Genomic DNA, 13,924 nt, shown 5'->3' with positions numbered 1-13,924 from the left:
GGCTCAGTGTTCAATGTGGAAGGTTTCGTGTAGTTCGTCCAGCAGGTCGGCGGATTCGTCCTCGTTCATGCCGAGGTGGCGGCAGGCGGCCTCGCCGCCCTTTTCCCATTCCAGCGAATCGCTGTTGCCGTGATAGCGCTGGATGGCGCGTTCGGCCAGCACCGCACCGGCGACCAGGGCGCGGATCGCGTCGGCGGTGGCGTCGTCGCCCAGCACTTCGTAATCGTGATGGTGCAGGATGGCCCAGGATACGTCCGGCGACAGGCCCCAGTTGCGCGCCAGCAGGCAGCCGATGGCGGCGTGGTTGGTGGTGTGGCGCGCATCTTCGATCTCGGTGAACTTGCGGGTGGCGGCGCCGTTGCAGATGTCCAGCGTCTGGCCGTAATCGTCAAAGCGCGCCATCAGGATCGGGATGCCGATGTCGCAGAACAGGCCGAACGTGTGGGCGATATCGGGCGGCGCCAGGCGCAGCTTGCGCGCAATGAAGACCAGGGCCTGGGCGCGGCAGGACGACACTTCCCAGAACTGGTTCAGGGCCGGGTTGTTGGCGCCGACCGCGTCGCGCGCCAGGATGCCGGTCAACATGGCGGCGCACTGGTTAATGCCGAGGAAGTTAATGGCCTGCTCAACCGATTTGGCCTTGCGTGCCGCGCCGTAGAACGGCGAATTGGCCAACTTCAGCAGGGCGCCCGACATGCCCACGTCGTTGCCGATGATGCGCGCGATGGCGCGCGGCGACGGATCTGGTTGCGCCAGTTCGCGCTGCAGGTCGACCAACAGGCTGGGACGCGGCGGGATGCGGATGGAGCGCAACAGCGCGTCTTCTGCGGTCGTATTGTGGGCCGGGAGCCGGGTTGCTGCTGTTGTCATTTTGCTTCGAGGGTTGTGCTGCTGGGCGGGCAACGCCATTATCGCCTGTTTTTTGCCTGCAACCCGGGGCACGAATGGGTTTTTTTTCATGCCGAAATGGCAGGATTGCTACAATCGATAGCATGTCTCCCCACATTTTGGCCGGTATCGATTTCAGTGCTCCTGCACAGCAAGTGGCGCGCCGCCTGATCGGCGTGACAGTGCTCGTCAATGGCGTGGGCGGCCGTATTGTCGAGGTGGAGGCGTATGACCGCGAAGATCCGGCTTCGCACGCCTTTGCCGGCAGGACGGCGCGCAATTTCGCCATGTTCGGGCCGCCGGCCCATGCTTATGTCTACCTGTCGCACGGCATCCACTGGTGCATGAACTTTGTCTGCCAGGAGGAGGGGCATGGGGCCGGGGTGCTGATCCGGGCCATCGAGCCGCTGGAGGGCATCGCGCAGATGCAGGCGCGGCGCGGCATCGAGGATGTGCGGCTGCTGTGCTCAGGACCGGGGCGGCTGGCGCAGGCGATGGGCGTGACGCGCGAACTGAATGCCATGTCGCTCGGCGCGGCGCCGTTCGAACTGCTGCCGCGCAAGGGGCGGGTGCAGGTCGTGGTCGGGCCGCGCATCGGGATTTCAAAGGCGGTGGACGTGCCGTGGCGCTTCGGCCTGGCCGGCTCGCCGTTTGTCAGCCGCCCATTTCGCTAAGCCCTGCCGCGCGCGCATCGGGCTGTTAGCGGTGCGCCGGTCGCCTTTCGGCGCTGTCTTACCATGATCGACGGCGGCCAGGTTCGTATCCGCTTGCGGTGACGCTTCATCTCCGAGTTCAAACACGGCAACCGCCTGCGCCAGCCCGGCGGCCTGCTCCTGCAAGCTCGCTGCCGCCGCTGCTGCCTGTTCGACCAAGGCGGCATTCTGCTGGGTGACATCATCAATCTGCCCCACTGCCTGGTTGACCTCAGTAATCCCGCGTGCCTGCTCCGCGCTGGCATCGCTGATGCGCTGGATGATGCTGCCAACTTGCCGTACCGAGGCCACGATATCGCCCATGCTGCCGCCAGCCTCGCCAACCGACTCCGCGCCGCGGTCGATCGTCGCCACCGATGCATTGATCAGCGCCTTGATTTCATGCGCCGCAGTCCCACTGCGCTGTGCCAGCGTCCGCACTTCAGCCGCAACGACAGCAAACCCGCGCCCCTGTTCGCCGGCCCGCGCCGCTTCCACTGCGGCATTCAAAGCCAGGATATTGGTCTGGAACGCGATCCCGTCAATTACCCCGATGATTTCGACGATCTTGCGGGAAGAGGCGCGAATCGCTTCCATGGTCTGCACCGCATCGGACACCGCTGCGCCGCCGCGCGCCGCGAGTTCGTTGGCGTTGGCGGCTACCTGGCAAGCCTCGCGCGCATGTTCCGCATTGCTGCGCACCGCCGCCGCCAGGCTGTCGACCGCGCTGGCGGTTTCCTCCAGCGAGCTTGCCTGCAATTCGGTGCGTGCCGACAGATCCATATTTCCGGTCGCGATCTCGCGCGCGGCAAGGTCGATCTGCTGCACCGCGCCGCGAATCGCGCGGATGGTGCCGTTCAACTGGGCTACGCTGCCGTCCAGCGCGCGCGCCGTATCGCCGATCTCGTCGCGTCCCTTTGCCGGCGGCCTTGGCGCCAACTGTCCCGATGCCAGGCTGCGCACGCCGTCGCCGATGGACTGGATATCCCGCAGCAGCGCGCGCCTCACCAGCATCGACACTGCCAGCGACAAGGCTACCGATAGCGCCAGCAAGCCCGCCATCGTCATCCCCAGCAAGCGGAACTCCTGCCGCGCCCCTGCGTAGGCCGCCTCGCTCAGCGACTTCTCCAGGGCAGCCAGTTGCGACAACTGCATATCCAGGGCCGCGAACTGGCGCTCCGCCTTCGCCATGGCGTTGGTCGCAATCGACTGGTCCACTTGCGCCAGCTCGATGGTCTCCTGCACCGCCTTGCGGTAGCTTGCCAGCGCTTCTTGCGAAACAGCCAGCAAAGCGCGCTCGTCGGCCGCCGCCGCGCGCGCAAGGTGCTGCAGCCGCGTGCCGACTGCGCCATGCCGGTTGCGGATTTGCGCCGTCAGCGCATCGAGCCGCGCCTGCGCAAAGCTGCCGTTGATCCAGGCCAGGAGCTGGTAAATATTGGCGTGCGCCATGCGCGCCTCGCCCGCCACATCCGCCACCGCCTGCAGCCGCGCCGCCCGCAACTGCACCAGGTTTTCCATTGATGCGTTCTGCCGCACCATGCCGAACCAGGCGCATGCCGCTGTCGCCAGCAGCAGCGCCAGTACCACGCCCGGCGCCAGCAGCAGCTTGGGTCCAATCCGCAGTCGGTTCAGCATGGCCGTCTCCTACTTTTTGTAGATGCCTGCTTCCAGCACCGCATCGCCGACGCGCTGGATATAGGTGGTCTTCGGCTCGATCTTGCCGGTGGTGGGATTCTTGTACATGTAGTCGACCCAGCCCTTGCCCTTTTTTGCGGCCAGCTCGATGATCTCGCGCCGGTATTTCTTGCCGCTGGCATCCGGCACGTCGGTCAGGTCCTTGCCGACGATGGTGGGATTGACCGGATGCGCCAGCACGATGCCCGACTGCAGGTCGCGGATATCGACGTACAAAGCGCCCTGGATGAATTCGGGATCCTTGGCGGAGATCTTCTCGATGAATTTGTCCTTGCCATGCTGCTTGATGAAGCTAGCGCCTTTTTCCACCATGGCGATGGCGTCCTTCTCGGTCGGTTCGCTGGCGTCGGCCGCCGCCACGGAGAGGAAGAGCAGTGATGCGGTCAGGATGCGTTTCATGCCGGGCTCCTTGGGTGGGATGGAAGCCCAACTGTACGTCTGCGCACCTGGTCGGGAGTTGCGCAAACGCAAGCTCGTAGGATTTTTCCGGCTGGGTATTGAGCTACGGCAATAGGCCGTTTCTTAAGCGGACCATCATGAAGTCCTAGCCCACCCACCCAGGAGTACGTCATGACCGCCGATGCCCTGCCCAAGTTCAAGCCATACACCCGCCAAACCATCCGCCAGGCGCCGCAGTGGGAGTTGCTGACGCCCGAGCAGCAGGAGGCAGTGCAGGTCATCTCGCATGTGCTGCCGTTCCGCACCAACCAGTATGTGCTGGAGCAGCTGATCGACTGGGACAATATCCCGGACGATCCGATCTACCGCCTGGTATTCCCGCACCGCGACATGCTGCCCGCGCACGAGTACTGGCAGCTGCGCGACCTGGTGCTGGTGAAGCAGGATGACGCGGCCGCGCAACAGTTGGCGCGGCAGATCCGCCTGCGCATGAATCCCCATCCGGCGGGGCAGATGACGCACAACGTGCCGCGTGTGAACGATGCCCCGTTGCGCGGCTTGCAGCACAAATACAAGGAAACAGTGCTGTTCTTCCCCAGCGCCGGCCAGACCTGCCACGCTTACTGCACCTTCTGCTTCCGCTGGCCGCAGTTCGTCGGCATGGACGATATGAAGTTCGATGCGCGCGAAACCACGCAGCTGGTGGAATACCTGAAGACGCACAAGGATGTGACGGACGTGCTGATCACGGGCGGCGACCCGATGATCATGAATACGCGCTCGATGGAGGAGATCATCACGCCGCTGCTTGGGCCGGGACTGGAGCATATCCAGAATATCCGCGTCGGCACCAAGTCCGTATCGTACTGGCCGCAGCGCTATGTCAGCGACCGCGATGCCGACGATTTGCTGCGCCTGTTCGAGCGTGTCGTTGCGTCGGGCAAGAACATGGCGATCATGGGGCATTACAGCCATGCGGTGGAGTTGAGGCAGGAAGTGGCGCAGCAGGCCGTCAAGCGGATCGTCGGCACCGGCGCCACCCTGCGCATGCAAGGGCCCTTGATCAGGCATATCAACGAGGACCCGGCCAGCTGGGCCGAACTGTGGCGCACCGGGGTGAGGCTGGGGGCGATCCCCTACTACATGTTCGTGGAACGCGATACCGGGCCGCGCGAGTATTTCCAGTTGCCGCTGGCGCGTGCGCACGAAGTGTTCCAGCAGGCTTACCAGATGGTCTCCGGCCTGGCGCGCACCGTGCGTGGGCCCTCCATGAGCGCCTTCCCCGGCAAGGTGGTGATTGACGGCGTGGCGCAGGTCGGCGGCGAAAAGGTGTTCGCGCTGCAGTTCCTTCAGGCGCGCAACGCGGATTGGGTACGCAAGCCGTTCTACGCCAAGTACGACCCGACCGCGACCTGGTTCGACCAGCTTCGTCCGGCATTCGGCCGCGATAAATTCTTCTTTGAGGAGGGCGGGCAGGGACCCGGGCATGTGCCGGGTGCGGCGACCGTGCCGGTACTGCCGCGCCGCGTGATTCCGCTGGTCGCCTAGGAGCATGCGATGCGCTCGCCCGCCGCCGCTCCCGATACTCCTGCAGCAGCGGTGGCGCCAGTGCGCTGGTGGCGCGGGCGCGAGCGTATGCCGGGCACCCTGTCAGGTCCCGCCACGCTGTTCCTGGTGTTCATTCCCTTCGCGCTGGGGCACTACGTCTCATGGCTGCTGCGCAGTGTGAACGCCATGCTGGCGCCGCAGCTCGTGGCGCAGGCGAACCTGACGTCCGCGCAGCTCGGCATGCTGACCAGCACCTATTTCCTCGCCTTCGCATTTGCCCAGATCCCGATCGGCATTGCCCTGGACCGGTATGGGCCGCGCCGCGTGCAATTCGTGCTGCTGCTGGTTGCCGCAGTCGGCACGCTTGCCTTTGCAGGCGGCCGGGACTTCGCGGGCCTGGCGATTGCCCGCGCGCTGATGGGGTTCGGGCTCGGGGCGTGCTTCATGTCCGCCATCAAGGCCCTCACCACCTGGCTGCCCGCGCACAAAGTTCCGTCGGTACAGGGCTACCTGATCGCTGCCGGCGGGCTTGGCGCCGCAACCGCCACCTTGCCGGTGCGCCTGGCCTTGCAGCATATGAGCTGGCAATGGCTGATGATCGGATTGGCCGGCGCCTGTATTCTCGTCGCGCTGCTGATCCTCCTTCTTGCGCCGACGCCGCCAGCCGCGCCGCCGCGTCCATTCACCCGCAACGCGCTGGTGGAGATATTCGGCCACCCGGTGTTTCGCGAGACGGCAATGCTGGTACTGCTGCCGCACACTGTATTCTTCGGCGTGCAGGGGCTGTGGATCGCCCGTTGGCTGGCCGACGTGCCGCGCTACGGTGAACAAGCGATCGCCTGGCTGCTTTACCTCGGCATGGCGGCCGTGATCTTCGGCTCGATCGCGGTCGGTCAGTTGACCGAGTTCGCGACGAAGCGGGGCTGGCGCACGCTGGATGTGGCGGCGGCCGGCGTGCTGTTGTTCTTGCTGCTGCAATGCGTTTTTGTATCCGGATGGCGGCCAGCGCAACAGGTGCTGCCGGTGCTGTTCATGCTGGTGGGCTGCGTCACCGGCATGGAATATTCAATTGTTTCGCAGGCCATGCCGCCAGCATTGACGGGCCGCGCTTCGACTTGCCTGAACTTGCTGATCTTCGTTGGCGCCTTCGTGGTGCAGGCCGGCTTCGGCCAGGTGATCGGCCTGTGGCAGCCATCGCCCCTCGGGCATTACCCCATCGCCGCCTATCAATACGCCTTCGCTTTGCTGGTGCTGATCCAGTTGCCGGGCCTGTGCCGCTACCTGCTCCGGCGCTTCCGGTAAAATGTCGCCTTCAACAAGAAGGAAGATAGTATGAAACTGGTTCGTTACGGCCGTATAGGCAAAGAAAAACCTGGCCTGATCGATGAATTCGGCAAACTGCGCGACCTGTCCGGCGAAATCAGCGACTTCGCTGGCGCCAACCTGTCCGACAAGGTGCTGCGCAAGCTGGCCAAGATCGATCCCGAAACGCTGCCGGTAGTGCGCGGCAACCCGCGGTTCGGCGTACCGGTTGCCAAGGTGGGAAAATTTATCGGTGTAGGCCTGAACTACGCCGACCACGCGAAGGAAGCCGGCCTGCCGATTCCGAGTGAACCGATTATTTTCATGAAGGCGATCACCTGCCTGTCCGGCGCGGACGATCCGATCATGCTGCCCAAAGGCTCGAAGAAGACCGATTGGGAAGTGGAGCTGGGCGTGGTGATCGGCACCCGCGCGCGCAACGTCAGCGAGGAAGACGCGGAAAAGCATATCGCCGGCTACTGCGTGGTGAATGATGTGTCGGAACGCGAATTCCAGCTGGAGAACGGCGGCACCTGGGACAAGGGCAAGGGTTGCGATACTTTCGGCCCGGTTGGCCCGTGGCTGGTGACACGCGACGAAGTGTGGGACCTGGACAAGCTGGACCTCTACCTTGAGGTGAACGACAAGCGCATGCAGACCGGCTGCACCGAGACCATGATTTTCAAGGTACCGCAGCTGATTGCATATATCTCGCGCTTCATGACGCTGGAGCCGGGCGATATCATCGCCACCGGCACGCCGCCCGGTGTGGGGCTGGCGCGCAAACGGTTCCTGAAGAAGGGGGATTTTGTGCGGCTGGGTATTGCCGGCCTGGGCGAGCAGCAGCAGGACGTGATCGGCTACCAGGAGTTCTAATCCTGGCCCGCGGCCGCCGCACGTCACTGTCAGGCCGGCCGCACCCGCAGCAACGCCCGCTCCAAGCCATCACTCAAGCGCCCCACAATCTGTTGCAGGTCCGCCTCCGTCGCAATAAACGGAGGCGCCAGCAGCACATGATCTCCGCGCCTGCCATCGATGGTCCCACCCATCGGATACACCATCAAGCCGCACTCCATGCAGGCATCCTTCACCGCCGCATGGAGCCGCAAGTCCGGGTCAAACGGCCGCTTGGCCTCCCTGTCCTGCACCAGCTCCAACGCCAGCAGCATCCCGCGCCCCCGGATATCCCCCACATTCGGATGCATCGAAAATGCATCGCGCAGCATGCGCTTGAACGAAGCACCGCGCACGGTCACCGCCCCCAGCAGCGAATCGCGCCGGATCACCTTCTGCACCGCCAGCGCCGCCGCCGCCGCCACCGGATGCCCGACATAAGTATGCCCATGCTGGAACACCCCGCTGCCTGAGCGCAGCCGCTGCACGATATGGTCGCGTGCAAGCACCGCGCCGATCGGCTGGTAGCCCGCACCCAGTCCCTTGCCCAGCGCAACGATATCGGGCACCACGCCTTCCTGCTCGATCGCATACAGCGTCCCGGTACGCCCCATGCCGCACATCACCTCATCGGCGATCATCAAAATGCCATACTTGTCGCACAGCGAACGCACGCCCTTGAAATAGCCCGGCGTCGGCGGTACCGCGCCGCTGGTGGCGCCCACCACCGTCTCGGCGCAGAAGCCGATCACATGCTGCGGCCCCAGGTCGAGGATCCTGGCCTCCAGTTCCTGCAACAGGTTGGCCGTGTATTCGTGGACATCCTGCCCGGCGCGCCGCTCGCGGTATTCGAAGCAGGGCGACACGCGCGCCACGTCCATCAGCAGAGGCTCGAAATGGCGCCGGCGATACTCGTTGCCGCCCAGGGCCAGCGCGCCTAGCGTGTTGCCGTGATAACTCTGGCGCCGCGCGATGAAAACGCGCCGCTCTGTTTCGCCATGCTCGACGAAATACTGGCGCGCCAGTTTCAGCGCGGCCTCGATGGCTTCCGACCCGCCCGATACCAGGTAGGCATAATTCAAATCGCCCGGCGCATCCTGTGCCAGCCGCTCACCCAACTCTTCGGCCGCCTCGGTAGTAAAAAAGGAGGTATGCGCGTAAGCCGCCACCTTGAGCTGCGACTGCATCGCCGCCAGCACATCCGGATGGCTATGCCCCAGCGAGGACACCGCAGCGCCGCCGCTGGCATCGATATAGGTTTTGCCATCGCTGTCGCGCACTTGCATGCCGAAAGCGGCGGCGGCGACGGGTGGGGTGCGGCGCAGGTCACGGTGGATCAGGTGGGTCATGGCAGCTCCTTGCTTGGTTGGTCGTGCAAGGACATTAGCGCGCGTGCGGCGGCGGCGTTTTGATTTTTCTCCTGTCCTGTGCGACCATTTGCCGCTATGAGCGAACGACTAGGACCTATTTCCCCTTCCGATATGACAGCCGAGCAGCGCGCCGCCGCACAGGCAGTCATCGATGGACCGCGCGGCGCGTTGTACGGCCCTTTCGTGCCTTTGCTGCACAGCCCTGAACTGATGGCCTGTACCCAGCGGCTGGGCGAATACCTGCGTTACCGCAGTGCGATCGGAACGCGGCTGACCGAACTGGCCATCCTGGTCACGTCGCGGCAGTGGAACCAGCAAGTTGAATGGGCAATCCATGCGCCCATCGCGGCGCAGGAAGGAATCCCGCAGCCTGTCATCGACGCCATCGCAGCCCGCCAGGCGCCGCGGGATCTGAAGCCGGACGAGCAGGCCGTCTACGATTTCTGCCACGAACTGCACACCACAAAACAAGTGAGCGACGCCACCTGGGCGGCGGCCATGCTGCAATTCGGCGAAAAGGGCGTGACCGACCTGATGGGCATCAACGGCTATTACACTTTGCTGGCCATGGTCATGAATGGCGCTCGCTCGGCAGTACCGCCCACAACCGCAACTCCCCTCACTGAATAACGTTTGTGTGCGCGGGCTAACGGAAGCCCGGCGCGCGACGCGGCACCATCGATAGCGCTGCTTTTTCCGGAGAGCGAACGATGCCTGACCGCAGAAGTTTCCTGCAATCCGCGCTGGCTGTTGTCGGCGCCACCCAAGTGCCAAACGCTGACAGCGCCCCTGCGCCCGCTGCACCGGCGGCTCCCGCCGCACCAGCGCGGCCCGTACACCTGAACATCAATGGCCGCGATTACAGCCTGTCGCTGGAACCGCGCGTAACGCTGCTCGATGCCCTGCGCGAGCATATCGGCCTGGCCGGGACCAAGAAGGGCTGCGACCGCGGCCAGTGCGGCGCCTGCACCGTGCTGGTGGATGGACGCCGCATCAACGCTTGCCTGACATTGGCGATCATGCACGAGGGCCAGCGCGTCACCACTATCGAAGGGCTGGCCCAGGGCGACACGCTGTCGCCGCTGCAGCAAGCCTTCCTCGAGCACGACGCTTTCCAGTGCGGCTACTGTACGCCGGGGCAGATTTGCTCGGCGACGGCGCTGCTGGAGGAGGTGCGTGCCGACGGCGCCGGCTTCACCGACGACGAAATCCGCGAGCGCATGAGCGGCAATATCTGCCGCTGCGGCGCCTATCCCAATATCGTCGCCGCCATCCGCGAAGTGGCGCTGCGGCGCAGCTAAGCGAGCGCGCCATGCAATCCATCTATTACGAACGTGCCAGCGATGCGGCCGATGCCTTGCGCCTTGCGCAACAGGGCGGCGCGCGCTTCATCGGCGGCGGCACCAACCTGCTGGACTTGATGAAAGGCGACGTCGAGCATCCGTTGCGGCTGGTCGACATCACTCACGCGGGCCTTGACCGGATCGAAGAATTGCCCGGCGGCGGCCTGCGTATCGGCGCTGGCGTGCGCAACGCCGATGCCGCGCGACATGGGCTGGTACGCGAGCGCTATCCCTTGCTGGCGCAAGCCATGCTGTCAGGCGCCTCGGCGCAGTTGCGCAATATGGCGACCATGGGCGGCAACCTGATGCAGCGCACGCGCTGTCCTTATTTCACCGATACGGCCTTCAGTCATTGCAACAAACGCCAGCCCGGCTCCGGCTGCGATGCGCGCGAGGGAATCCAGCGCATGCATGCGATCCTCGGCGCCAGCCCGGCCTGTGTGGCTGTCAATCCCTCCGACATGAGCGTTGCGCTGGCGGCGCTGGACGCTGTGGTGCTGTTGCGCGGCCCGCAAGGAAATCGCGAAGTTGCGCTGGGCGACTTCCATCGGCTGCCGGGCGATACGCCGCAGCGCGACACGGTGTTGCAGCCCGGTGAACTGATCATCGCCATTGACCTGCCGCCATCGCGCATGGCGCGTCACAGCCATTACCTCAAGCTGCGCGATCGCGCCAGCTATGCCTTTGCTCTGGTGTCGGTGGCGGCAGCACTGGAGATGGATGGCGGCACCGTGCGCGAAGCGCGCCTTGCGCTGGGCGGCGTGGCGCACAAGCCATGGCGCCGCCCGGAGGCCGAGGCTCTACTGAAAGGCCGGCCGCTCGATGACGCGCAATGCCGCGCCGCCGCCCAGCAGCTTTTGGAAGGTGCGCAGCCGCTGGAAGGAAACCGCTTCAAAGTCGATCTCGCGCAGCGCGCAATCATGCGTGCCCTGCGCATAGCCGGGGAGGGCGCATGAAACAGGTTGGACAAGCAATTCCCCGCACCGACGGCCGCCTGAAAGTCACCGGTGCCGCCACGTTCGCCGCCGAGCATCCCTTGCCGCGTATGGCGCACGCCGTGCTGGTGCTCAGTACGATCGCCAAGGGACGTATCAGCGTGATCGATACGGTGCGCGCCGGCAGCATGCGCGGTGTGTTGGCAGTCATGACGCACAGGAACGCCCCGCGACTGCCGCGCGAGAAGCCGGGTGGCGAGGAGCAGAAGCCGCCGCCGCCGAAACTGAACCTGCTGCAGGATGACGAAATCAAATACAACGGCCAGCCGATTGCGGTCGTGGTAGCCGAAACACTGGAGCAAGCGCAGGACGCGGCGCGCGCACTCAAGGTGCGTTATGCACCGCAGCCGGCGCTCCTGGATATCCAGGCTGCGAAAGGAAAGCTGCGCAAGCCGAAGGAGCAACCAGACCGCCCCATGCAGACGCAGCGCGGCAATGTGCAGGCGAACCTGTCGCAAGCAGCCCAGCGCATCGACGTTTTGTACACCACGCCAGTCGAGAACCATAACCCGATGGAGCCGCATGCCACCATCGCTGCCTGGGACGGCGACCGCCTCACGCTGTACGACGCCACGCAGTATGTCACCGGCGTGAAAAAGAACTGCGCCCGTGCGCTCGGCATCCCGCCGGAAAAGGTGAGGGTGGTGTCGCCCTATGTCGGCGGCGGCTTTGGCTGCAAGGGCAATATGTGGTCGCACGTGGTGCTGGCCGCCATGGCTGCGCGCATGGCAGGTCGCCCGGTCAAGCTGGCGCTCGAGCGGCCGCAGATGTTTGCACCGGTCGGCGCGCGGCCGATGACGGAGCAGCGCTTCCGCCTTGGCGCCAGCGCCGATGGCCGGCTGCTGGCGGTGGCGCATGACACCATTTCGCATACTTCCGTGCAGGACGATTTCACCGAGCCATGCAGTTCGCCGACCCGCATCCTGTACGCCAGCGACAGCCTGCAGACCACGCAGCAACTGGCCACGCTGAACGTCGGCGTTCCGACCTATATGCGCGCACCGGGAGAGGCAACGGGCAGCTTTGCCCTCGAATGCGCCATCGATGAAATGGCATATGCACTCGACATGGACCCGGTTGCCCTGCGGCTGCGCAACTACGCCGAGCAGGATCCTGAGAAGAACATCCCCTTTTCGGCCAAGCAGCTGCGCGAGTGCTACAAGGTGGCGGCGGAACGCTTCGGCTGGGCCAGGCGCACTTCAACGCCGCGCTCGATGAAGGCCGGCCGCACGCTGGTTGGCTGGGGCATGGCCACCGCCACCTACCCGGCCAACCGCATGCCGGCGAAAGCCTGGGCCAGCATCGCGCCCGACGGCACGGCGCAGGTGCGCTGCGGCTCGCAGGATATCGGCACCGGTACCTACACCATCATGACCCAGGTGGCGGCGGACGCGCTCGGCCTGCCGCTGGAGAAAGTACACTTTGAGCTGGGTGATACGGAGATGCCCGAAGCGCCCGTATCGGGCGGTTCGATGACCGCTGCCAGCGTGGGGCCGGCTGTCCACCGCGCCTGTACAGCTGCACGCGAAAAACTGGTGGCGATGGCGGTGGCCGACCAGGCTTCGCCCCTGCACGGCTTCAATGCTGCGGAAGTGGAAGCGGCAGGTGGCTGGCTGCGCCTGCGAGCCACGCCGGAACGCGGCGAGCCGGTAGCGGCAGTCATTGCGCGTAATGGCGGGCAGGCCATAACCGGCGACGCCGAAGCCAAGCCGGGCGAGGAGAAGAAGCAGTACTCCATGCACTCCTTCGGCGCGGTCTTCGTGGAGGTCAATGTGGACCCAGACCTTGGCACGGTGCGGGTGCCGCGCATCGTGGCCTGCTATGACGTGGGCACGGTACTGAATGCGAAAACCGCGCGCAGCCAGTTCATCGGCGGCATTGTATGGGGGCTGGGCATGGCCCTGATGGAAAAGACCGAAATGGATTGGCGCTATGGCCGAGCCACCAACGCCAACCTGGCCGACTACCACGTGCCGGTGAACGCGGACATTGGCGACATCGACGTGGTGGCGTTGCCTGGCAATGACACCCATTTCAACGAACTGGGTGCGCGCGGCATCGGTGAAATCGGCATCGTTGGCGTGGCCGCTGCCGTAGCGAATGCGGTCTACCACGCCACCGGCAAGCGCCTGCGCGACCTGCCGCTTACCCTCGACAAGCTAGTTTGAGACTTTGTTGTAGGCGACCTTGCAGCTCGGGCATTGCCAGGCTGGCGCGTAATCGTCGGCTTTGCGTGTGTACCGGCACTTGGGACATGTCGACACGCGCGGCAGGTCTTCGAGCCGCGTGTTCGGTGCCGGTTTCGCGTTGGCATTCGCTCGTTGTGATGTTCGTTGCGAAGCGTTCCTGTAATCGTCCATCGCCCAGCGCCTGGCGAACCAGCGCAGCGTGTGGGGGAGCAGGGCCATGGCGCATAACAGTGCAGCTTTCCAGCCCGAGCCCTCGCCTTTATCCAGCAAGGTGAGCAGCGTGATAAAGCTGATGACGTATGCCCAGGTCCGCAGCACCTGGCCGATGTCGATCGGGTAATCCATGATCACCTGGTAACTTGTGCCGGACGAGAAGAATCCGTTTTCTTCGCCCGCATACCTGACGCGCATGCTGGCTGTGGGGATGATTGGCAGGTAAGCGAAAATGACCCATTTGGTCGTGATGAACGATCCATCCGGTTCGAAACCCGCTTGACCGTAGAAAGTAGTGCCGATGCCGTTGATCGATGTTGCCATAATGAAGATTGTGTAGCTAAAAAGATAATCAGTGATTATCACATGTGAAGTCAGGTCTTAAAATGTAATTGA

General features: G+C 64.5%; 13 protein-coding genes. 8 read left to right on the top strand and 5 right to left on the bottom strand.

The genetic code is table 11. The features are described 5' to 3' along the window. Positions 1-3: 3 nt before the first annotated feature. Positions 4-870: an HDOD domain-containing protein gene (locus ASE26_RS25265; RefSeq protein ID WP_057247149.1), complete on the bottom strand. Its 867-nt coding sequence runs from the start codon at positions 868-870 to the stop codon at positions 4-6. Between the two features lie 122 nt (positions 871-992). Here ASE26_RS25265 and ASE26_RS25260 point away from each other — a divergent pair, with 122 nt between their 5' ends. Next, positions 993-1,562: a DNA-3-methyladenine glycosylase gene (locus tag ASE26_RS25260; protein ID WP_057247148.1), complete on the top strand. Its 570-nt coding sequence runs from the start codon at positions 993-995 to the stop codon at positions 1,560-1,562. Here ASE26_RS25260 and ASE26_RS25255 read toward each other — a convergent pair. Together ASE26_RS25255 and ASE26_RS25250 are read right to left on the bottom strand one after the other, a co-directional pair. Then, on the bottom strand, positions 1,491-3,215 hold the full coding sequence (locus tag ASE26_RS25255; protein ID WP_057247147.1) for a methyl-accepting chemotaxis protein: 1,725 nt from the start codon (positions 3,213-3,215) through the stop codon (positions 1,491-1,493). The two genes, ASE26_RS25260 and ASE26_RS25255, sit on opposite strands and share 72 nt — an antisense overlap. Before the next feature lie 9 nt (positions 3,216-3,224). Continuing rightward, a complete protein-coding gene (locus ASE26_RS25250; RefSeq protein ID WP_055928975.1) occupies positions 3,225-3,674 on the bottom strand; it encodes a cache domain-containing protein in 450 nt (149 codons plus the stop codon). 171 nt (positions 3,675-3,845) lie between these two features. On the opposite strand from ASE26_RS25250, the gene ASE26_RS25245 reads away from it, so the two are divergent. The 3 genes from ASE26_RS25245 to ASE26_RS25235 are packed head-to-tail and all read left to right on the top strand — an operon-like array spanning position 3,846 to position 7,400. Further along, a complete protein-coding gene (locus tag ASE26_RS25245; RefSeq protein ID WP_057247146.1) occupies positions 3,846-5,222 on the top strand; it encodes a KamA family radical SAM protein in 1,377 nt (458 codons plus the stop codon). A 9-nt stretch (positions 5,223-5,231) separates the two neighbouring features. After that, positions 5,232-6,524: an MFS transporter gene (locus tag ASE26_RS25240; RefSeq protein WP_229207114.1), complete on the top strand. Its 1,293-nt coding sequence runs from the start codon at positions 5,232-5,234 to the stop codon at positions 6,522-6,524. A gap of 30 nt (positions 6,525-6,554) precedes the next feature. Further along, complete coding sequence (locus ASE26_RS25235; protein WP_055928982.1) at positions 6,555-7,400, top strand: fumarylacetoacetate hydrolase family protein; 846 nt, start codon at positions 6,555-6,557, stop codon at positions 7,398-7,400. Positions 7,401-7,429: 29 nt separating this feature from the next. Here the strand turns inward: ASE26_RS25235 and ASE26_RS25230 are convergent, their stop codons facing one another. Beyond that, positions 7,430-8,767, bottom strand: a complete 1,338-nt coding sequence (locus tag ASE26_RS25230) for an aspartate aminotransferase family protein (protein ID WP_055928985.1) — start codon at positions 8,765-8,767, stop codon at positions 7,430-7,432. A gap of 96 nt (positions 8,768-8,863) precedes the next feature. On the opposite strand from ASE26_RS25230, the gene ASE26_RS25225 reads away from it, so the two are divergent. From ASE26_RS25225 to ASE26_RS25210, 4 genes are all read left to right on the top strand, one after another. Beyond that, positions 8,864-9,418, top strand: coding sequence for a carboxymuconolactone decarboxylase family protein (locus ASE26_RS25225; protein WP_055928988.1), 555 nt, complete (start codon positions 8,864-8,866; stop codon positions 9,416-9,418). Between the two features lie 80 nt (positions 9,419-9,498). Next, positions 9,499-10,089, top strand: a complete 591-nt coding sequence (locus ASE26_RS25220) for a (2Fe-2S)-binding protein (protein WP_057247145.1) — start codon at positions 9,499-9,501, stop codon at positions 10,087-10,089. 11 nt (positions 10,090-10,100) lie between these two features. Next, positions 10,101-11,087: a xanthine dehydrogenase family protein subunit M gene (locus ASE26_RS25215; protein WP_055928995.1), complete on the top strand. Its 987-nt coding sequence runs from the start codon at positions 10,101-10,103 to the stop codon at positions 11,085-11,087. Beyond that, positions 11,084-13,294 carry a xanthine dehydrogenase family protein molybdopterin-binding subunit gene (locus ASE26_RS25210; RefSeq protein WP_055928998.1) on the top strand — a complete coding sequence of 737 codons (2,211 nt, stop codon included), beginning with the start codon at positions 11,084-11,086 and terminating at the stop codon, positions 13,292-13,294. The genes ASE26_RS25215 and ASE26_RS25210 overlap by 4 nt, the downstream gene beginning before the upstream one ends. On the opposite strand, the gene ASE26_RS31285 is transcribed toward ASE26_RS25210, so the two are convergent. Continuing rightward, positions 13,286-13,852, bottom strand: coding sequence for a hypothetical protein (locus ASE26_RS31285; RefSeq protein WP_055929001.1), 567 nt, complete (start codon positions 13,850-13,852; stop codon positions 13,286-13,288). The genes ASE26_RS25210 and ASE26_RS31285 overlap by 9 nt on opposite strands. Positions 13,853-13,924: the final 72 nt, after the last annotated feature.

The sequence above is a fragment of the Duganella sp. Root198D2 genome (assembly GCF_001428585.1).
Taxonomy (GTDB): Bacteria; Pseudomonadota; Gammaproteobacteria; order Burkholderiales; family Burkholderiaceae_D; genus Rugamonas.
This window is presented reverse-complemented; position numbering and strand designations above follow the sequence as displayed.

Excerpts from the sequence above, each read along its gene's own strand:
- ASE26_RS25235 (WP_055928982.1), top strand. The coding sequence starts at position 6,555 with ATGAAACTGGTTCGTTACGGCCGTATAGGCAAAGAAAAACCTGGCCTG.
- ASE26_RS25250 (WP_055928975.1), bottom strand. The coding sequence starts at position 3,674 with ATGAAACGCATCCTGACCGCATCACTGCTCTTCCTCTCCGTGGCGGCG.
- ASE26_RS25245 (WP_057247146.1), top strand. The coding sequence starts at position 3,846 with ATGACCGCCGATGCCCTGCCCAAGTTCAAGCCATACACCCGCCAAACC.
- ASE26_RS25260 (WP_057247148.1), top strand. The coding sequence starts at position 993 with ATGTCTCCCCACATTTTGGCCGGTATCGATTTCAGTGCTCCTGCACAG.
- ASE26_RS25215 (WP_055928995.1), top strand. The coding sequence starts at position 10,101 with ATGCAATCCATCTATTACGAACGTGCCAGCGATGCGGCCGATGCCTTG.
- ASE26_RS31285 (WP_055929001.1), bottom strand. The coding sequence starts at position 13,852 with ATGGCAACATCGATCAACGGCATCGGCACTACTTTCTACGGTCAAGCG.
- ASE26_RS25220 (WP_057247145.1), top strand. The coding sequence starts at position 9,499 with ATGCCTGACCGCAGAAGTTTCCTGCAATCCGCGCTGGCTGTTGTCGGC.
- ASE26_RS25255 (WP_057247147.1), bottom strand. The coding sequence starts at position 3,215 with ATGCTGAACCGACTGCGGATTGGACCCAAGCTGCTGCTGGCGCCGGGC.
- ASE26_RS25210 (WP_055928998.1), top strand. The coding sequence starts at position 11,084 with ATGAAACAGGTTGGACAAGCAATTCCCCGCACCGACGGCCGCCTGAAA.
- ASE26_RS25225 (WP_055928988.1), top strand. The coding sequence starts at position 8,864 with ATGAGCGAACGACTAGGACCTATTTCCCCTTCCGATATGACAGCCGAG.
- ASE26_RS25265 (WP_057247149.1), bottom strand. The coding sequence starts at position 870 with ATGACAACAGCAGCAACCCGGCTCCCGGCCCACAATACGACCGCAGAA.
- ASE26_RS25230 (WP_055928985.1), bottom strand. The coding sequence starts at position 8,767 with ATGACCCACCTGATCCACCGTGACCTGCGCCGCACCCCACCCGTCGCC.
- ASE26_RS25240 (WP_229207114.1), top strand. The coding sequence starts at position 5,232 with ATGCGCTCGCCCGCCGCCGCTCCCGATACTCCTGCAGCAGCGGTGGCG.